The sequence below is a fragment of the Hymenobacter daeguensis genome (genome assembly GCF_054780555.1).
In genome coordinates, this window is sequence record NZ_BAAGWC010000035.1 from 1 (window position 1) to 17,437 (window position 17,437).

Annotated in this window: 18 protein-coding genes and 1 pseudogene; 10 read left to right on the forward strand and 9 right to left on the reverse strand. The window is 64.4% G+C overall.

Annotated features, from left to right (window positions below; all coding sequences use genetic code 11):
- Positions 1-113, forward strand: a pseudogene (locus ACYVHT_RS21260) (IS5/IS1182 family transposase); the annotation flags it as partial.
- 21 nt (positions 114-134) lie between these two features.
- On the opposite strand, the gene ACYVHT_RS21265 reads toward ACYVHT_RS21260, so the two are convergent.
- Positions 135-1,622 (reverse strand): MATE family efflux transporter, encoded by a 1,488-nt coding sequence (locus ACYVHT_RS21265; protein WP_460557008.1) that lies wholly within the window; start codon positions 1,620-1,622, stop codon positions 135-137.
- 133 nt (positions 1,623-1,755) lie between these two features.
- On the opposite strand from ACYVHT_RS21265, the gene ACYVHT_RS21270 reads away from it, so the two are divergent.
- Positions 1,756-2,823: a GumC domain-containing protein gene (locus ACYVHT_RS21270; protein WP_460557010.1), complete on the forward strand. Its 1,068-nt coding sequence runs from the start codon at positions 1,756-1,758 to the stop codon at positions 2,821-2,823.
- A gap of 8 nt (positions 2,824-2,831) precedes the next feature.
- Entirely contained in the window at positions 2,832-4,298 is a 1,467-nt protein-coding gene (locus ACYVHT_RS21275; protein WP_460557013.1) for an O-antigen ligase family protein, read from the forward strand.
- On the opposite strand, the gene ACYVHT_RS21280 is transcribed toward ACYVHT_RS21275, so the two are convergent.
- The 4 genes from ACYVHT_RS21280 to ACYVHT_RS21295 are packed head-to-tail and all read right to left on the reverse strand — an operon-like array spanning position 4,295 to position 7,645.
- Entirely contained in the window at positions 4,295-4,864 is a 570-nt protein-coding gene (locus ACYVHT_RS21280) for a DinB family protein (protein WP_460557016.1), read from the reverse strand. The two genes, ACYVHT_RS21275 and ACYVHT_RS21280, sit on opposite strands and share 4 nt — an antisense overlap.
- An 8-nt stretch (positions 4,865-4,872) precedes the next feature.
- A complete protein-coding gene (locus ACYVHT_RS21285; protein ID WP_460557019.1) occupies positions 4,873-6,177 on the reverse strand; it encodes a PP2C family protein-serine/threonine phosphatase in 1,305 nt (434 codons plus the stop codon).
- 53 nt (positions 6,178-6,230) lie between these two features.
- The gene (locus ACYVHT_RS21290; RefSeq protein WP_460557022.1) at positions 6,231-7,385 is read right to left on the reverse strand and encodes an ABC transporter permease; all 1,155 of its coding nucleotides are present in this window, start codon (positions 7,383-7,385) and stop codon (positions 6,231-6,233) included.
- Between the two features lie 2 nt (positions 7,386-7,387).
- Positions 7,388-7,645, reverse strand: a complete 258-nt coding sequence (locus ACYVHT_RS21295; RefSeq protein WP_460557024.1) for a hypothetical protein — start codon at positions 7,643-7,645, stop codon at positions 7,388-7,390.
- A gap of 223 nt (positions 7,646-7,868) precedes the next feature.
- Here ACYVHT_RS21295 and ACYVHT_RS21300 point away from each other — a divergent pair, with 223 nt between their 5' ends.
- The 4 genes from ACYVHT_RS21300 to ACYVHT_RS21315 all read left to right on the forward strand — a co-directional run bounded on the left by ACYVHT_RS21300 (position 7,869) and on the right by ACYVHT_RS21315 (position 10,185).
- Positions 7,869-8,528, forward strand: a complete 660-nt coding sequence (locus ACYVHT_RS21300) for a C40 family peptidase (protein WP_460557027.1) — start codon at positions 7,869-7,871, stop codon at positions 8,526-8,528.
- A 51-nt stretch (positions 8,529-8,579) separates the two neighbouring features.
- Complete coding sequence (locus ACYVHT_RS21305; RefSeq protein ID WP_460557030.1) at positions 8,580-9,311, forward strand: phosphodiester glycosidase family protein; 732 nt, start codon at positions 8,580-8,582, stop codon at positions 9,309-9,311.
- A gap of 171 nt (positions 9,312-9,482) precedes the next feature.
- Positions 9,483-9,962: a DUF2975 domain-containing protein gene (locus ACYVHT_RS21310; RefSeq protein WP_460557033.1), complete on the forward strand. Its 480-nt coding sequence runs from the start codon at positions 9,483-9,485 to the stop codon at positions 9,960-9,962.
- Positions 9,963-9,966: 4 nt separating this feature from the next.
- Complete coding sequence (locus ACYVHT_RS21315; protein WP_460557036.1) at positions 9,967-10,185, forward strand: helix-turn-helix domain-containing protein; 219 nt, start codon at positions 9,967-9,969, stop codon at positions 10,183-10,185.
- A gap of 36 nt (positions 10,186-10,221) precedes the next feature.
- On the opposite strand, the gene ACYVHT_RS21320 is transcribed toward ACYVHT_RS21315, so the two are convergent.
- Both ACYVHT_RS21320 and ACYVHT_RS21325 read right to left on the reverse strand, forming a co-directional pair.
- Positions 10,222-11,394, reverse strand: coding sequence for a glycosyltransferase family protein (locus ACYVHT_RS21320; RefSeq protein ID WP_460557038.1), 1,173 nt, complete (start codon positions 11,392-11,394; stop codon positions 10,222-10,224).
- Positions 11,391-12,350: a lysylphosphatidylglycerol synthase domain-containing protein gene (locus ACYVHT_RS21325; protein ID WP_460557041.1), complete on the reverse strand. Its 960-nt coding sequence runs from the start codon at positions 12,348-12,350 to the stop codon at positions 11,391-11,393. The genes ACYVHT_RS21320 and ACYVHT_RS21325 overlap by 4 nt, the downstream gene beginning before the upstream one ends.
- A 174-nt stretch (positions 12,351-12,524) precedes the next feature.
- Here ACYVHT_RS21325 and ruvC point away from each other — a divergent pair, with 174 nt between their 5' ends.
- Positions 12,525-13,100, forward strand: coding sequence for a crossover junction endodeoxyribonuclease RuvC (ruvC, locus tag ACYVHT_RS21330; RefSeq protein WP_460557101.1), 576 nt, complete (start codon positions 12,525-12,527; stop codon positions 13,098-13,100).
- A gap of 56 nt (positions 13,101-13,156) precedes the next feature.
- Here ruvC and ACYVHT_RS21335 read toward each other — a convergent pair whose 3' ends face one another.
- Together ACYVHT_RS21335 and ACYVHT_RS21340 are read right to left on the reverse strand one after the other, a co-directional pair.
- Positions 13,157-13,642: a GNAT family N-acetyltransferase gene (locus tag ACYVHT_RS21335; protein ID WP_460557044.1), complete on the reverse strand. Its 486-nt coding sequence runs from the start codon at positions 13,640-13,642 to the stop codon at positions 13,157-13,159.
- Positions 13,643-13,702: 60 nt separating this feature from the next.
- Positions 13,703-14,773: a tetratricopeptide repeat protein gene (locus ACYVHT_RS21340; RefSeq protein WP_460557047.1), complete on the reverse strand. Its 1,071-nt coding sequence runs from the start codon at positions 14,771-14,773 to the stop codon at positions 13,703-13,705.
- A 209-nt stretch (positions 14,774-14,982) separates the two neighbouring features.
- Here ACYVHT_RS21340 and ACYVHT_RS21345 point away from each other — a divergent pair, with 209 nt between their 5' ends.
- Entirely contained in the window at positions 14,983-15,555 is a 573-nt protein-coding gene (locus ACYVHT_RS21345; protein WP_460557050.1) for an RNA polymerase sigma factor, read from the forward strand.
- Positions 15,552-17,411 carry an outer membrane beta-barrel protein gene (locus ACYVHT_RS21350; RefSeq protein WP_460557053.1) on the forward strand — a complete coding sequence of 620 codons (1,860 nt, stop codon included), beginning with the start codon at positions 15,552-15,554 and terminating at the stop codon, positions 17,409-17,411. The genes ACYVHT_RS21345 and ACYVHT_RS21350 overlap by 4 nt, the downstream gene beginning before the upstream one ends.
- Positions 17,412-17,437 lie beyond the last annotated feature (26 nt).

Below are 17,437 nucleotides of genomic sequence, written 5' to 3' on the forward strand. Positions count from 1 at the left end.
TCAGCCGCCTCAAGCAGTTTCGGCGGGTGGCCACCCGGTATGACAAATTGGATGCGCATTTTTTGGCCTTTATTCACTTGGCCGCAACCGTCCTTTGGTTGCGTGACTGTTAACACTTCCTAGTTAATGCGTTTTTACTTCCCTTTGCCGGGAATAAGCTGGCTAATCTCGCTCCGGCGCACCAAGCCCGTGCCGAGCACAATCAGCCCAAACACTGCCGCCATGATGCCGGCCTCCAGCCACCAGCGCAGGTACAGGCCGTATTGCAGGCCAAACCACCCGCCGCACAGCAGCCCAAACGCCAGCAGCAGCCGCGCCAGCAGCCGGAAGGGCACGCCCACGCCCGTGCGCCGCGCCACCAGCACGAGGTAGCCCACCGACACGGCCGCCGCACAAATCAGCGTATCGACCGAGGCGGCCACGGCCCCGAACCGGGGCAGGAAAACCAGGTTCAGGCCAATGTTTAGCACGATGCTGCCGGCCACCAGCCAGCTCACGGCCCGCTCGTGGGTGGTGCTGGTGAGCAGGGTGCTGTAGATGGCGAAGAAGGCGTGCACCAGCACGTTGGCAAACAATATCTTGAGGCAGAAGGTCATGCGCGCTACCTCGGCCGGGCTGCTGTGGCGAAACTGCCAGAACACGACCTCGCCCCGAAACAGCACAAACGCCACAATAAACAGCAGCGGCAGCGTGACCACCCGCTGCCCGAACCGCAGCAGCTGGCGCTGGGCGCCGGCATCCTTCGGCACGCTGGCAAACTTGGCAAAAAACAGGGGCAGCACGGTCCAGGCGTACATCATCACGGCATCGACCCAGCGGTAGGCCCCCGCGTAGTAACCCGCCTCGGTGGGCGAGGCCAGGCGCTCAAGCATCAGCATGTCGATGCGCTCGTTCACGCCGTAGAGCAAGGTCATGAGGGCAAACGGCAGGCTGGCGCGCAGGGCCGTGCGGGCCACCGGGGCGCGCCAGCGGTATTTCACGCGGCCAAAAAAGCGCGTCATCAGCCCGTAGAGGAGCACCGTGGTGAACGCCGCCGCGCCCAGCCGCACGCCCACGTAGCGCGGCAGCGTGAGGCCCACCGGAATGAGCACCAGCACCGCCCCGAGCAGCAGAAACTTCTCCACCACCGAGAGCACGGCATCGGTGTTGAACTTCTGGTGGGCCTGCAGAGTGCCGCGCAAAAACTGGCCGTACTGCGCCAGCAGCAGCGCCGCGGCCAAGGCCAGCAGCAGCAGCAACTCGGGGCCCCGGTAGCCCACCGCGTAGCCCACCGCCAGCATGGCGGCCAGGGCCACAAAATTCAGCGCTCCGCGCAGGGGCAGCAGCGTGGGAAAGGTTTCGGCCATGAAGCTGGGCTCGGCGGCTACGCGCTGCACGGCGTAGGGCGTGAGGCCCAGGTCGGAGATGGCGGCCACCACCATGGCCAGCGCCGAAAGCGCCGTGATGAGGCCAAACGTGGCGTGCCCCAGCTGGTCCTGCACCAGGTTTTCGACCACCACCCAGCCGGGTTTCACCAGCAGGTTGAGCAGGACGACGAAGCTGATATTGCCGAAAAACCGTTTGATAGGGACGAAAGAGCTAGAGCCAAAATAAATCCCCGCGCCGGGCGTTGGGAGGCGCAAAGCTACGCACCGGGCCGGGGCAGGCGTAGCAATTACCACGCCGGGGCATTTTCCGGCTATCTTTGCCTGCCCTCTTCCCGCTTCGTGCGCCTTTCAATTCGGAAGCGGAGAACCGGCAGCCCTTTTCGTTTCTATGTCAACTCCTTCTTTCTCGCTGGTGGGCCTGGGGCCCATTATCAACCGCTGGAAATACTTCGTGGCCGGAGCCGTGATTCTGGCAGCCATCGTCAGCATTGTGGTGGCCCTGATGCTGCCCAACGTGTACCGCTCCACGGCCATCTTCATTCCCACCAACCCCCAAACCACCGACCCCGACCGCCTGGTGGACGGCGGCAAGCTGGAGCTGAGCGGCCGCCCCGAAGACCTGGACCGTGCCATCACCATCGGCGAATCGCAGCCGGTGGCCGAGCTGGTTATCAAGAAGTTCAACCTCTACAAGCACTACAAGGCCGGCAAGCCGGGCGATGATGCCACCGATAACTTCGTGCTGAGCGAATTTACGGGCAACCTGAGCATTGTGCACAACGAGCGGGACGCCATCGAACTGACTTTCAGCGACAAGGACAAGAACATGGCCGCCCGGGTAGCCAATGCCCTGGTGCAGATTATTGACTCGGTGAACCAGCAGCTGACCCTGGAAAACCGCCGCCAGGTGCTCGACCTCTACCGCCAGCGCTACCAGTACCTGAGCACCAGCTACGAGCGCAGCCGCCGCGAGCTGGTGGGCGCCCGCCACCGCTACGGCATCTTCGGGCTGGAGCAGCAGGGCCGCTACATGGTGAAGCAGCTCATCGAAACCGAAGCCGCGCTGCGCAAGGCCGAAGCCAGCGGCGGCGATGTGGCCGGCCTCAAGCGTAGCCTGCGCGGCCTGACCCGGGCCGATGGCGGCAACCTCGTGAACCTGGAAAGCTACGTGCGCGGCGCCGACTCGCTCTCTATGTTCACGACCCGCGTGGCCGACCTGCAAGGGCGACTGATTGGAGCCCGCTCCGCCTATGAAACAGCCGAGCTGAGCATTAAAGGCCGCATTTCGAGCTTGTACCTGGTGCAGAAGGCTTACCCGGCCACCAAGAAGTTCAAGCCCGTGCGCTGGCTCATCGTGGCCGGCTCGGTGCTGTTCACCTTCGCGCTGTCCATTGTGTTCATTGCCCTGTTGGAGCTGTATCGCCACAACCGGCCTTCTGCCGTGCGCCCCGCGTGAACCCGCCCGTGAACCAGCGACTGGGCCAGCAGCTGCGGTCCTTGGATGGACCTCAGCTGCTTTTCATTGGCTTTGTGGGGCTGCTGCTGCTGGGCGGCGCGGCTGCTGCCCTGGCCGAGATGCCGGCGCTGCTGCTGCCCGCCTGCCTGGCCGTGGGCGTGCTGGTGGCGCTGGTGGAGTGGCGCTGGATTTACTACACGCTGTTCTTTCTGTTGCCTTTCAGCCAGGAAATCAGCCTGTTTGGCGGCCTGAGCATGGACGTGCCTTCCGAGCCGCTCATGCTGGTGCTCACGGCCTGCGTGGGCATTGCGCTGATGCTGGGCACCGGCCGGCTGCCGCAGCGCGAATGGCTGCACCCGCTGCTGGTTATCCTGGCCCTGATGCTGCTCTGGACGGCTGTCGACATCTTTTTCTCGGTCGATGCCGTCAAGTCGTTCAAGTACCTGCTGGCCAAGTTCTGGTACATCACGCCGTTTGTGCTGGGCACGCTGCTCATCGTGCAAAAGCCGAAAGACACCTGGCGCTTTGTGGCGCTCTACACCACGGCCTCCTGCCTGGCGGTGCTGTACGTGGCCAGCCGCCACGCCACGGAGGGCTTCAGCTTTGCCAAAATCAACTGGGCGCTGCACCCGTTTTTCCGCAACCACGTCATCTACGCCACCATGCTGGCGCTGCTGGTGCCGTTTGTGTGGTATGCCATCCGGGCCACGCAGAGCGCGACGGCGCGGCTGGCCTGGCGCATCGGGCTGGGCATTTTGCTGTTTGGGCTGCTCACCTCGTTCACCCGGGCCTCCATCCTGTCGCTGCCCATCGCGGGGCTGTTTTACTGGGTGGTGCGCCTGCGCCTGACGCGGGTGGTGCTGCTGGCCATTGCCGTGAGCGTGACGCTGGGCGTGGTGTACGTGGTGACCGGCGACCGGTACATGGAATACGCCCCCAACTACGAGCGCACGGTGTTCAACGGCAAGAACTTCGAGAAACACCTTGAGGCTACCTACAAGATGCAGGACGTGTCGGGCATGGAGCGGGTGTACCGCTGGGTGGCCGCCGCCCGCATGATTGGCGACAAACCCCTGGTAGGCAGCGGGGCCGCCACCTTCTACCCCGAGTATAAGCGCTACACGGTGAAGAGCTTCCGCACCTACGTGAGCGACAACCCCGAGAAATCGACCACCCACAACTACGTGCTGCTCCAGCTGGCCGAGCAGGGCATTCCGGGCTTCGTGCTGTTTCTCACGCTCATTGCCACCGCCATGCTCACGGGCGAAAGCCTCTACCACCGCTCGCAGCAGCGGCCGGAGGTGCGGCGCGTGGTGCTGGCGGCGGTGCTTTCGCTGGTCGTCATCGCGTTTCACCTCACCCTCAACGAGCTGGTGGAAGTGGACAAGATTGGCCCGGTCTTTTTCATCTGCCTGGCGCTGCTGGTGCGCGCCAATTCCTGGCTGGCCGCCGGCGATGACACGCTGGCAGCCTAAGCGCCTTGCTGCCGGTATTCGGCTGCTGCTTGCTGAATCTGGGTTACGTGACGCTCGGCGTGTTTGGCCAGGAAGTACACCAGCTCATACACGTCAATTTTGCCGAGGGCATTGACGGTCATGGTAGTGCGGTACAGCACCCCTTCGCCGTTGGGCAAACGCGCCAGAACCCTTTGGCATTGGTGCAGCTGCTGCTGCAAAGCGGTGGCAACTTCCGCACTGGCTCGCGCTCCTTTCGGCTCCATGTGTTCGGGCCGAATCCAGGGGAAAGCGCGGTGCCGGCCTATCTGGTCGAGTTTATTCTGCTCGAAATGGTAGCTTGCCAGCTCCGTCGCCAAATCCAGGTTGCCAAGGTTCTTGAGGGCCTTCGTCGCTCCTTTCTCAATGAGAATGAGCAGGTAATGATTCGTAAGCGTCACATGCTCCAGAATCTCGTCGATGGTCCAGCCACCACGTTCCGGCCGATAGGCTCGCAAAGCAGCCGGCGCAGCAAACCACCCGTTCAACTCATCGAAGGCTGACACGAGGGTGTGGTCTATTTTCGCTATCAGCGTGGCTGGCTGCATCGTCCTGCCTACTTAAACCGGCAGCTCAGAATGGTCACATCGTCGGCAAACTGCGCGTCGTGGGCGCTGAAGGCGTTGATGCTGCGCAGCAGCTCCTGGTGCAGCCGGGGCAGCGGCAGGTAGCGGTTGCGATGCAGCACGTGCAGCACGCCGTCTTCGCCAAACTCGTTGTTGTGCTGGTCAAATACCTCGGTCAGGCCATCGGTGTAGAGCAGCAGCAGCGAGTGCGGCGGAATGGCAATTTCGCCCACCCGCAGCAAGGGCAGCTCCTCCATGATGCCGAGCATGACGGTACCATCCTTGAGGGGCGTTACGGTGCCGTTGTCGGCCAGCAGCAGCGGGTCGTTGTGGCCGGCATTCACGAACTGCAGGCAGCGGGTGCGCCGGTTGTAGATGCCGAAAAAGGCCGTGATAAACTTCTCGCCGCCCGAGTTGCGGAACAGTAAGTGGTTGAGCTCGGGCACGATGGTGGCCAGCGCCACGCCCTGGCGCAGCAGCGTGCGCAGCCCGGCCTGGAAGTTCGACATGAGCAGCGAGGCCGGCACGCCCTTGCCGCTCACGTCGGCCACGCACAGCAGCAGGCGGTCGGCATCGATTTCGACCACGTCGTAGTAGTCGCCGCCGATTTCGGTGTGCGGCACGTAGGTGCGCTCAATGGCCAGGTCCCGGTCGTTGGGCAGGGTGCGGGGAAACAGCATGGCCTGCACCTCCTGGGCAATTTCGATTTCCTTGCGCACGGCGGCATCGGCCACGCGCTGGGCCTGCAGGCGGCGGTTTTCCACGGCCCCAATCAGCGTGTTGGCCAGCGAGCTGAGGAAGGGAATGAGCTGCTGGCGGTCGTAGTCGTTGCGCAGGCCGCCCACAAACACGTAGGCGGCCACCTTGCGCTGCCGCATGATGGGCAGCACCAGCTCGTAGGGGTCCCAGTCGGGGCCCAGGAGCAGGTCTTCCACGGCCTGGGGCTGGGTCACGCCGCCTTCGAGCAGGTGGGGCGAAAGGCGCAGCTTTTCGGCCGTGCCCAGGTCGCAGCCCAGGCACAGGCGCACCCGGAAATCATTGCCCTCCTTCACGAAGAGCACCAGCTTCACCACGTTGCGCTGGCCCTGCAGGGTGAGGCGCAGCATGTGGTAGAGCTCGTCCACGGAGTGGTCGCGGGCCGTCATGTCGTGGGCCACGCCAAGCACCGTATCGAGCTCGAACTGCTTGAGCTGCAGCTGCCGTTTCAGCAATTTCAGCTGCTCGTTTTGCGCCGCCAGCTGGGCAGTGGCAAGGTCGGCAGCAGATTGCGCAGAAGAGGAAGGAGCAGCGGCCATAGGGAAGCGTAAAACAACGAAAACGAATACAGAACCCGCGCGGGACTACAAACTTACACTGCCACGGGCGTTTTGGGGTCGTAGGCATCGCGCAGGCCGTTGCCCAGCAAGTTGAAGCTTAGCACCAGCAGCGAAATGGCGGTGCCCGGCAGCAGCGTGAGCCACAGCCCGGCCTGGGTGCCCAGCAGGTCGTAGCCTTCCTTCACCATGAGGCCCCAGCTGGGCGCGGGCGGCTGCACCCCCAGGCCCAGAAAGCTCAGGCCCGCTTCGAGCAGAATGGCCGAGGCGAAATTGCTGGTGGCCAGCACAATGAGCGGCCCGCGCATGTTGGGCAGCAGGTGCCGGGCAATGAGCCGCCAGGTGGGCAGCCCCAGCACCCGCCCGGCCTCCACGAAGGTGGCCGCGCGCAGGCTCAGCATCTGGCCGCGCACCACGCGGGCCACGTCCACCCACATGGTGAGGCCCACGGCTACGAAGCTCACCCACACGCCTTTGCTGTCGAGCGCCAGCGAAATGGCAATGACCAGCATGATGCCCGGAATGCTCCACACCACCGTCATCAGGCCCAGCAGAAGCGAATCGACCCAGCCACCAAAATAGCCGGCCACCGCACCCACGGCCATGCCCAGCACCAGCGAAATGAGCACCGCCACCAGCCCGATGCCCAGCGAGATGCGCGTGCCCAGCAGCAGGCGGCTCAGCTCGTCGCGGCCGGCTTTGTCGGTGCCCAGCCAGTAAGTGCGGGTATTTTGTTTCGAAAACTCGACGTGTTCGTCGGAAACCCGTTGCTCGGCAGCAGGCGAAGCATCAGAAGCAGTCCAGGGACGGAAGGCGACTGAGTCAGCTTTCATCATGCCGAAACTACCCGTAGCAATGGGCGTTTCCTCGAACTCCGGCGCCTTGCCCGTGAGCCAGGTGCTGAGAAAATTCGCCGCCTTGTGCGAAGAATCGGGCAAGGGCCGGCGCAGAAACTCAACCCGCAGGCCCGGCGGCTGCTTTTGCAGCTGCACGAAGCCGTGGTTGGCGTTGGGCGAGTTGTCGGGCAGCACCCAGTAGCCCAGCAGCGCTATCACCGAGCACAGGACAATGAACGCCAGCCCGGCCACGGCGGGCCGGTTTTGCCACAGGCGCTGGCGCACGTAGTAGCCCGGCGGGCGGGCTGCCGCTGCGGCGCGGGCGGGTGCTGCCGGTACGGCCGGGGCTGCCACGCTCAGCGGGTGTTGTGTTGCAGCAGGCCTTCCTTCGAAGCCAGGTAGGAGGCATCGCGGGCAATGGCGCCGAAGCTGGTGGTTTCGTAGGCCAGTTCGGTGTCGGGGTCGGGCCAGTAGCTGCGGACGAGGCCCTGCTCTAAGAGGGCGCGCAGCTGCTCCTCAAGCTCGGCGGCGGGCAGGCCGGTTTTCTGGAGCAGGGTGCGGAATGGGGTGACGAAATAGAGCTCGTCGAGCAGGTCGAATTCGGGGTCAGTCACGGGAAAAAGAGGCGTGCGGAGTTTGAGCAAATGTAAGCCGGAGAAAGAAGGATTAGCTTTTTAATCAATAAATCATATATTTATGCTTTATAGTATTACTTGCTATTCATCGCCGCGCGGGACTTCGCCCCAAGCCGTAGCGCACCAGCCAGTATTTCGGGCAGCTGCCAGCCGGCGCGGCGGCGCTCCTGCGTTCTTTCTCACGCCCAAACCCCAAGCCCCCATGTTCTACAAGGTAAAAAAAGGAGATACGCTGGCGAAAATCGCGCAACGGAAGAAAATTCCGCTGGAGCTGCTGCTGGCTTTCAACAAAGACATCAAAAACGTCGACAGCATCTTCATCGGCCAGCTCATCCGCATTCCCAACACCGACGATGTGCCGGCTACCGCCATCACCGTCAACACGGTAAAAGTCAGCGCCCTGCTGGCCCGGGCCCGGTCGGCCGTCAACAAAGGAATTCGCTACAAGCTGGGGTTTGGCGGCACCAACCCGGCCGCGCCCCTGCCCACGGCCGACCACCTGTGCGACTGCAGCGGGTTTGTGTGCTGGGTGCTGGGCCTGTCCCGCAACACCACCCTGCCCTTTTACCAGAAATTCGGCGGCTGGATATTCACCGATTCGATGGAGGCCGACGTGAACAGCTCGGCCGGCATCTTTGAGAAGCTGCGGGTGCCGGAGCCGGGCTGCATTGTGGTGTATGGCGCGGGGGCCAAGATTGGCCACGTCGGCATTGTTTCGGAAGTGGATAACGGGCAGATGAAAAAGGTGATTCACTGCAGCTCGGGCAACGATGCCAGGTTTCACGATGCCATTCAGGAAACCGCGCCCACGGTGTTTAACCGGGCCGATGCGCTGTGGGGCCGCTTTACGCAAGTGGGCTGAGCGACTGACCAGCTGGAGCGCTTGCGCCTGCCGCGCCTATTTTAGCGCCGCATGAGCAAGCCCCACGCCCCGTTAGCTGTTCTTTGTTGCGCAGCGCTGCTGTTTATCATGGGGCTGGGGGTACGCCCGGCCAGCCCGCCCCCGGCAATGGTGAGCTACACGGCCGACCTGCGCCGGGTGCGCCTCCGGCTCTATTGGCAGGACGAGCAGCACCGCCGTTTCGGCAGCCTGGGCAGCCTGCGGCGCTGGCTGGCAGCCCGTGAGCAAACGCTTGTCTTTGCCATGAACGGCGGCATGTTTACGCCGCGCTATTCGCCGCAGGGGCTGTTCATTGCGCAGCACAACTGCTTAGCCCCGCTGGACACGGCCAGCGGCACGGGCAACTTTTACCTGAAGCCCAACGGCGTTTTTTACACCACGACGGCCAACACGGCGCACATCTGCCGCACGGAGGATTTTCGCAGCAATGGCCGCGTGGCCTACGCCACGCAATCGGGCCCCATGCTGCTTATCGACGGCCGGATTCACCCGGCCTTTCAGCCCGGCTCGGCCAATCGGCAAGTGCGCAACGGGGTAGGCATTTTGCCCGATGGCCGCGTGCTGCTGGCCATGTCGCGCCGCAAAATCAATTTCTACGATTTCGCCGAGTACTTCCGGCAAGCCGGCTGCCGGCAAGCGCTCTACCTCGACGGGTTTGTGTCGCGCACCTACGCCCCGGCGGCCGGCTGGATGCAGACGGATGGGGATTTTGGCGTCATTATCGGCCTTACCCGCCCGAAATAATAAGCGCGCTGCTTAGTGGGAAAAGACATTGCCGGGCCGTAAGGCAGCTGCATTCGGCCCAAAGCGGCCTATCGACTATCAATTGTAATTCCTTGTTAAAGGAATAAAATTTATTGCTTATCAATAAATAGCTGATACATTTGTGCTACCTATCAAGTTCATCACGCCGTCATGAAAAAGGGTTCTATCGTCTTTCTGCAAGCAGTCGTCGTGCTTATCGGCCTGGTGGTGCTTGCCTTGCTGATTCGGCTTCCCCTCACCGAGGGGCGGGCCGCCCGCCTGGATGTGGCAAGCATCTATGCCGACCCGTTCATTCTGTATGGATACGCGGCGTCGATTGCTTTTTTTGTGGCGCTGTACAAGGCTTTCCGGCTGCTCGGCTACATCGGCCAGAACCGGGTCTTCTCCGCCGCTTCCGTGAATGCGCTGAAAAGCATCAAGTATTGCGCATTCGGCCTCGGCGCCCTCATTGTGCTGGCGGGGGTGTACATCCGGTTGTTTCACAACAAAGAAGACGACCCGGCGGGCTTCCTCGCCCTTTGCATGATGACGACATTTGTTGCCATCGTCTTCGCAACGGCGGCGGCCATCTTTGAAAAAATAGTGCAGAACGCCATCGACCTGAAATCAGAAAATGATTTAACCATCTAACGCCATGCCCATCATTGTAAACCTAGACGTGGTAATGGCAAAGCGAAAAATTTCTCTGAATGAGCTTTCTGAAAAAGTCAATTTGACCTTATCCAACCTTTCTATCCTGAAGACCGGAAAGGCGAAAGCCATTCGGTTTAGCACCTTAGAGGCCATCTGCAAAGCCCTGGATTGCCAGCCAGGCGACATTCTGGAATACGTCGGCGACGACCCCAGGGCCTGAACTGCTCATATAGCGGCACCGGGCAGCCGCCTGCCGCTACCGCACCGTCCGGCCCTTCCACTCGTAGCCGCCGCGCAGGCCCGCCAGGCCCACGGCCAGCGCATACGGCGCATACAGCAGCTGCAGCGGCACGAGGCCCCACAGCCACCTGCGCCGGCCCAAAAACCCAAGCACAGGACTTAAAAACCACGCATCGGCCCCCAGCTTGAGGGCCCACGCCGCCAGCACCCCGGGCCAAAGCCCAGGCCACGCCACTGCCGCGACGGCTCCGGCGGCCAGGGCCACGTTGGCGCCCAGCACCAGCAGCGCCAGGTAGCGCGAGGGGCCGCCCTGGTAGTGCCGCCACTTGCTGGCCCAGCGCACCCGCTGCCGCAGCAGCGCCCGCAGCGTAGGGGGCGCGGCGGTGCGGGCAATGGCCGCGCCATCGGCCAGGAAATGCGCGGTGCCGGGAAAGGCCGCGTGGATTTTGTGGAGCAGAAACTCGTCGTCGCCGCTGGCCAGGTGGTCGTTGTCGAGGTAGCCGCCCACGGCATCGAAGGCCGTGCGGCGGTAGGCCAGGTTGGCCCCGTTGCACATGGTGGGCTGCTGCCGGGCCAGGCAGGCGCCGCCCACGCCGACCAGGCCAGCAAATTCCAGCCCCATGAGCGCAGCGAAGGCGGAAGCGGGCCCGGTGAGCAGCACCGGGCCACTGATGAAGCTGGCCTGCGGCTGTTGCGCAATCAACCGCGCATAAGCCGCCAGCCAGCCGGGGCCGAGGCGGCAGTCGGCATCGGTGCACACCAGCCAGGGGGCGCGGGCAGCCTGCAAGGCGGCTTGCAGGGCCGCTTTCTTGCCGGTTTGCGCGGCGGGCAGCTCAATCAGGCGCAGGGCGAAACCGGTTTCGCGGGCAGCGGCGGCCACCAGCGCGGCGGTGGCATCGGCGGAGTGGTCGTCGGCAATGAGGACTTCGAACCGGGCGGCGGGCAGGGTCTGGGCCCGGAGGTCGCGCAGGAGCTGAGGCAGGGCTTCGGCCTCGTTGCGGGCGGCAATGAGGACGGAAAATTTTAATGAAGAATGAGGAATGAGGAATGAGGAATTATCAGTCGTCAATGCTTCATTCCTCATTCCTAATTCCTCATTACGCAACGCGGTCCAGCCGCCGCGCAGCCAGGCCATCACGGCCGCGTAGGCCACGGGCAGGGCCAGCAACCCGATTGCCGCGCCGGTCATCGGCCGGCGCGCTTTTCGCGCAGCACGCGCAGCCCGGGCACCAGCAGCAGGCCGGCGGCGCTGGGCAGGGCAATGTTGATGACCCACAGGCTCAGGCTGGCCGAGAGCACCGGCAGCGCCGGCTGGCCCAGCAGGCCAAACAGGTGCGTGGCCGAGAGCTCCCGCACGCCCACATCGGCCAGGGCGTTGAGCGAGGGCACCAGCGACTTCAGCAAAAACGTGCCCGCCACCGCCGCCAGCCCCGGCCCCAGCGGCCCGCCCACGCCATACGCCTGCAGCAGCAGCATAAACTGCGCGCAAAACACCGCGTAGCGCAGCCCCGAAAGCACCAGCACCGCGTGCAGCGCCCGCGCCGGATACGTGGGCATGATGGCCAGCGCCGGCCGGAACCGCCGCAGCGGCCGCCACACGCCCAGCGCCGCCAGCAGCAGCCGCGAGCGGTAGAGGGGCACCAGCACCAGCACGCTCAGCAGCACCGCCGAGGCCACCACGCCCAGCCCGGCCGCTGGGTAGCCTTGCAGGTAAAACGTGAGCACAAAGTAGAGCAGGCCCGCCAGGCCCGCCAGCACCGTGGCCACCAGCTGGCAGTAGCGCCCCAGAAAAACGGCCCCCAGCGCACTTACCCGCCGGCTTTTCAGCTCGATGATGCGGCCGGCGTAGTCGCCCACGCGGTTGGGGGTGGCGAAGCCCAGCGTGAGGCCCACCAGCACCGCCCGCAAGCTGCGCCCAAACGTGACGGGCTCGAGGTGCCGGGCCAGGCGGTACCACTTCCAGGCTTCCAGGCCCCAGTTGAGGGGCACCAGGGCCAGGGCCAGCAGCACCGGTCCGCGCCCGGCCCCGCCCAGCGTGGTGCCGAGCAGGGTGCGCCAGGCCGCCGCCGTGTCGGGCGCGGCAAAGATGGAATTGTAGAGCAGGCCCAGCGTAAGCAGCGTCACCCCAATCTTGCCCCAGAACACCAGCCGCTTAAAGCGGCGCGGGGGCGGCGGGGCCTCCGGAACGCCTGGCGGCGGGCCCGGGTCGTAACTTTGTGGGGGAAGCCCGCTACCCTCTTCCCGCTCTCCGCTCCCATCGTGCCCGCTCCCCTTCGCCCCCGCCCCGCTCCCGCTCCGGATTTGCTGCCCAAAATCATCATGGGCGTCGACCCCGGCACCCAGATTATGGGCTACGCCCTGATTGAGGTGCGCGGCCAGCGCGTGGAAGTGCTGTGCTACGACGTGATAAACATGAAGGCGCTGGGGTCGAATCACGCCGTAAAGCTAAAGCGGATTTTCGACCGCATGCTGGAGCTCATCGACGAGTACCTGCCCGATGAGCTGGCCATCGAGGCCCCGTTTTTTGGCGTGAACGTGCAGAGCATGCTCAAGCTGGGCCGGGCCCAGGGCGTGGCCATTGCCGCCGCCCTCAGCCGCCAGATTCCCTACGTGGAGTACGCGCCCACCAAGGTGAAGCAGTCCGTCACGGGCTCGGGCTCGGCCACCAAGGAGCAAGTGGCCCACATGCTGCGCCAGACGCTTACGCTGCCGCCCGTGGCCGAGGCCAGCAAGTTTCTGGACGCCACGGATGCGCTGTCGGTGGCCATGTGCCACCACTACCAGAAGGGCAACAACGCCGGCGTGAGCGGCGGCAAAAGCTGGGGCAAATTCCTGGCCGACAACCCGGAGCGGCTGAACGCCAGCACCGGCAAGAAGAAAGCGCCGTCGAAATAGCCGGCCCGGGCGAATTGCGGGGCGGCGGTGTCAGCTGGCGGAATGCAGGCGCCGGCTTACTGAGCCAGCCTGAAAATAAATTCCGCTATTTCTGCCTGCCGCGCATTGGCAAAGCCTTTATCTGCCCCAATTTTCACAAAGCCGCATTTCTCCAAAACGCGCTGTGAGCCAACGTTATCGAAGGCCGTGTGGCCAAAAATGGGCCGGGCCGTTTCGGTTTTCAGGAAGGCTGCAAGGGCTTTCGTGGCAACGCCTTTGCCCCAGTATTTTTTATCAATCCAATAAGTAATTCCGGCCTCCCCGGCTATTTCAAATTTGGCGATGCTGCCGGCAACAATGCCTCCCACGACGATGGTCTGCATATTGATGGTCGGGTCGGTCAGAAAGCTGGTGTATTTCGCCAGATATGCGGTTTTATCGGCCGGGTCTTTGGCCGTGAAAGCGGCCAGGTGGTTGGCTTCCTGGTCGAGCTGAAACGCAAAGAAGTGTTCCAAATCAGCCGCTTCGGTCCTGCGCAGCAGCAATTCGCCATCGTTTATCATTTCGCGGTTTCTCCGGTTTGTAGCTGACACTTTTCAACTCTTTCGGCGGGCTTTCGGGAATTACTTCAGCGCCTTCGGCCACACGTAGTTTTTCGACCATTCCTGGAACACGGCCACCTCGTTGGGATGAGCCGCCAGCCACTGCTGCACCTCGGGCACATCGGTTTGGGAGGCGTGCGCGAGGTAGGTAAAGGCCGGCACGAAGCCCTTCTTTTCCAGCTCGGCAAAATAGGGCACGTAGTAATTCCAGGCAAAGCCCTCCTGCTTGCCACTGAGCTCGCCGAGGGTTTTGCACAGCGAGCCAAACTGCTTGCTGAACCGCTCCATCTCCGTCGCCTGCTTGTTTTCCGGCGACAGGGCCTGCGCGCCGGAAATCGACAGCAGCAACTCGGCGGGCCCAAAATTGTCGGGGCCGCTTTTTTTGCCGTTGCGGCCCTTGAACACGTCTTCGGAAAGATTGATTTGCACGGCCTTGTCGCCCGTTTTCGACACGCCCTGCATCATGGCTTTGTCGAGCAGCGGCAGGCGCTGGGCGGCGCGGGGGCCGCGCGGCTCCAGCACCAGAAACCGGGCCAGGGCCAGCACGGCCGGCACGCGGGCGTGGCTGGCCAGCTGCATCACGCCCAGGCTCATGTGCGCGCTGGCATAGTCGGGGCTGAGGGCCACAGACTGCTGAAAGCTGCCGACGCTGGCCGGCGTCTGGCCGCTGGTAGCCTGCGCCACGCCCAGGTTGAAGTAGAGCGAGGCCGAATTGGGATGGTGCTTCAGGCCGGTTTCGTAGGCGTGGTAGGCATCTTTGGTTTTCTTGAGGGCATCGAGGCTGTTGCCGTAGGTCACGTACACGCTTTCGTCGGAATCGGGGTCGGCTTTCAGCAGCTTCTCGCAGATGTCGACGGCCTCTTTGTTGCGGCCCATGGCATTGTAGGTCAGGGCCAGCTCGCTGAGGGCGAAGGGCTCACCGGGGGTAGCGGCCAGCACCTGCTGGTACTTGGCCACGGCCTCGTCGTACCGGCCGGCGTCGTAGAGCCTGATGCCTTCTTTCACCACATCGCGCTGGGCGGGCGTGGCCGCGGGTTGGGCAGCGGCAACGCCGGCGCTGGAAATCAATAGCAGCAGTAGTAGCTTTTTCATCGGGTGTGGAAAGGGGAAAAATGGGCCGGCAAGTAACGCCGAAAGCGGCTAATTCGGAGAGGCTAAAGCCCGAAGATTCAGAAACTATCGGGCGGCAGGCAGTATTTTCAGAAATATTTTCTGCCCCGCGCAACCCCGCCGGCCGCCGGCCGGTCAAGGGGGCATAAGGCGGGCCGGTACCGCTTGCCTTCACTCCTATTTTCCACTGCATGCCGCCACCCATTACCCTGGTTGATGAGGCACTGCTGGCTGCGTGCCGGCGGGGCGAATCGGCGGCGCAGTACCAACTCTATCACAAGCTTTCTTACAACCTGATGGGCGTGTGCCTGCGCTATTGCCCCAGCCGGGACGACGCCGAGGACGCCCTGCAAAACACGTTCGTAAAAATTTTCACCCGCCTCGACCAGTACCGGGGGCAGGGGCCGTTTGAGGCCTGGGCGCGGCGCATTGCCGTCACCACCTCCTTGCACGCCCTGGAGCAGCACCGCCTGCGCCACCCCGGCCCCGCCGGCGATGCCCTCGACGAGCTGGCCGCCGACCTGCCCACCGCCGAGCCCTCGGCCCTCGACCACCTGGCCACGGCCGACCTGCTGGCCCTGCTGGCCACGCTGCCGCCCGGCTACCGCACGGTGCTCAACCTCTACGCCGTGGAAGGCTACTCGCACCAGGAAATAGCTGAGCTGCTGGGCATTGCCGAGGGCACCAGCAAATCGCAGCTGGCCCGGGCCCGCCGGCTGCTCGAAACCCGCCTGGCGGCCCAACACCACCCCCAATTGCCATGACCGAACGCGAACCCGACGACTTATACGATGCCCTGCGCGACCGGCTGGCCGACTACGGCCAGGAGCCGCCCGCGCCGCTGTGGGCCGGCATCAGGGCGCAGCTGCCGCCGCCGGTAGCCGCGCCGCAGCTCCGGCGGCGGCGGCGGGCAGCGGTGGTGGCGCTGCTGCTGTTGCTGATAACGGGCAGCGGATTGGGCTGGCGCTGGTGGCAGGGCCAGCAGCTGGGCGGCGAAGCCGCCAAAACCCCTCTGCTTACCGCAACGTCAACGCCGCCGACCAGCCACCGCCCCAATAATTCTCCTTCTGCCGCGCCGGCTGCTTCTACGACTCCCCTGCCCGCTGCCGGGCTGCGCCCGGGCGCAGCGGCGGCCGGCGCAGCGGCCGGAGCGGTTACTTCAGCCGTCAATAGCCGGGAGCTCGACGGTGAGAAAACCGGCAAAACCCCGGCCGGCCGGCCAGACGGCACTGTAGCGGCCTCGCTGGTTGCCAAAGCGGCAAAAGCAACGCCGGTACTGCCCGCGGCAGGTGGCGGCACGCTGGTAACTGGCGCGAAGCCAATGGCGGCCCGCCCCCGGAAGCACTTGCCGGGTGAGGCCGCCACCGGCATCGCGGCGGTCACTTCTTCGGGCACGGCGGCAGGCCGGGCCGCGCAGGCATTTCGCAAAAGTGCAGCGGGACGCGGCGTAGCCGTAAGCTCGCCCGAAAAACAGGGTGCCGCCGCCACTTCGGCGGCATTGGCGGGAGCCAACAGTCCTTCCGGCACATGGGCCGGCCGACGGGCACAGTCGGCGGCAGCCGCAGCCAGCTTGCTGGCCGGGCAGTCGGGCAAGCGTCACATTTTGGCAGGGGCTGAAGGCCGCGCCGCAGTGGCTCACCCGGCCACTGCGCAGGTTCCTGCCGGCCAATCTGCCGCAGCAGCTGCCGTAAAGCCAATGGCCAGCACTTCAATCGTCACCCACCCAACCACAGACACAGATGCTGCCGCCGCCGCCGCCGCCGCGCAGCCCACGCAAACCCTGGCGCAGCTGCAAGCCCGGGCCGTGGCGCTGGAGCTGCCCGCCGGCCCCGTCCGGGCACAGCTCCAGCCGACCGCTACTGTGCCCACCAAACCCGCGGCTACCCCGCTGCCGCGCTGGTCGGTGCAGGTGCTGGCCGGCCCGGCCCTCACCTACCGGCAGCTGGGGAGCGCTGTGCCGGCGTATCCCCTCACCCCCGTCACCACCAGTCCCGGTCAGTATCAATACGCGCAATCCACCATCGTAGAGCTGGAGCGGCCGGCCCTGGCTCCCAGTGGCCAGATACAGTTTCGGCGCACGCTGAATGGCCGCTGGGCGCTGGCCGGCGGCCTGGGCTACCGCCAGTATGCTTCGGCGCTGGCAATCAGGCTTTACCAAACCACCAACCCCAACTATCTGCTGGCTAACGGTGTCAGCCTGCTCAACGACTCGGCTCAGGCAAGCACGATTCATCGGCGCGACACCTACAACTACCTCACCGTGCCGGTGCAGGCCAGCTATGCCCTGGGCATTGGGCACGGGCGGTGGCGCACGGCCCTGCTGGCCGGGGCAGAGCTGGGCGTGTACTTGGGCGGCACCACCTCCGAAGGCACGGCCTGCGCCTGCACCACCCGCACCTGGTACCCGACGGGCAGCCCCTACCGGGCGCTGAGCCTGGCCCTCAGCCTGGGGCTGGATGTGCGCTACCGCCTGGGCCCGGCCGCCAGCCTGTGGGAGCTGCTGGCCCAGCCCCAGGCCACCTACGGCTTCACGTCGCTCACGCGGGCGGGGTCGGGCTTCGATGCCCGCTACCCGTTTGGCGGGGGGCTGCTGCTGGGCGTCTCACGCGGCCTGCGCTGATATTCTGGTCAATATTTCCTTCATTC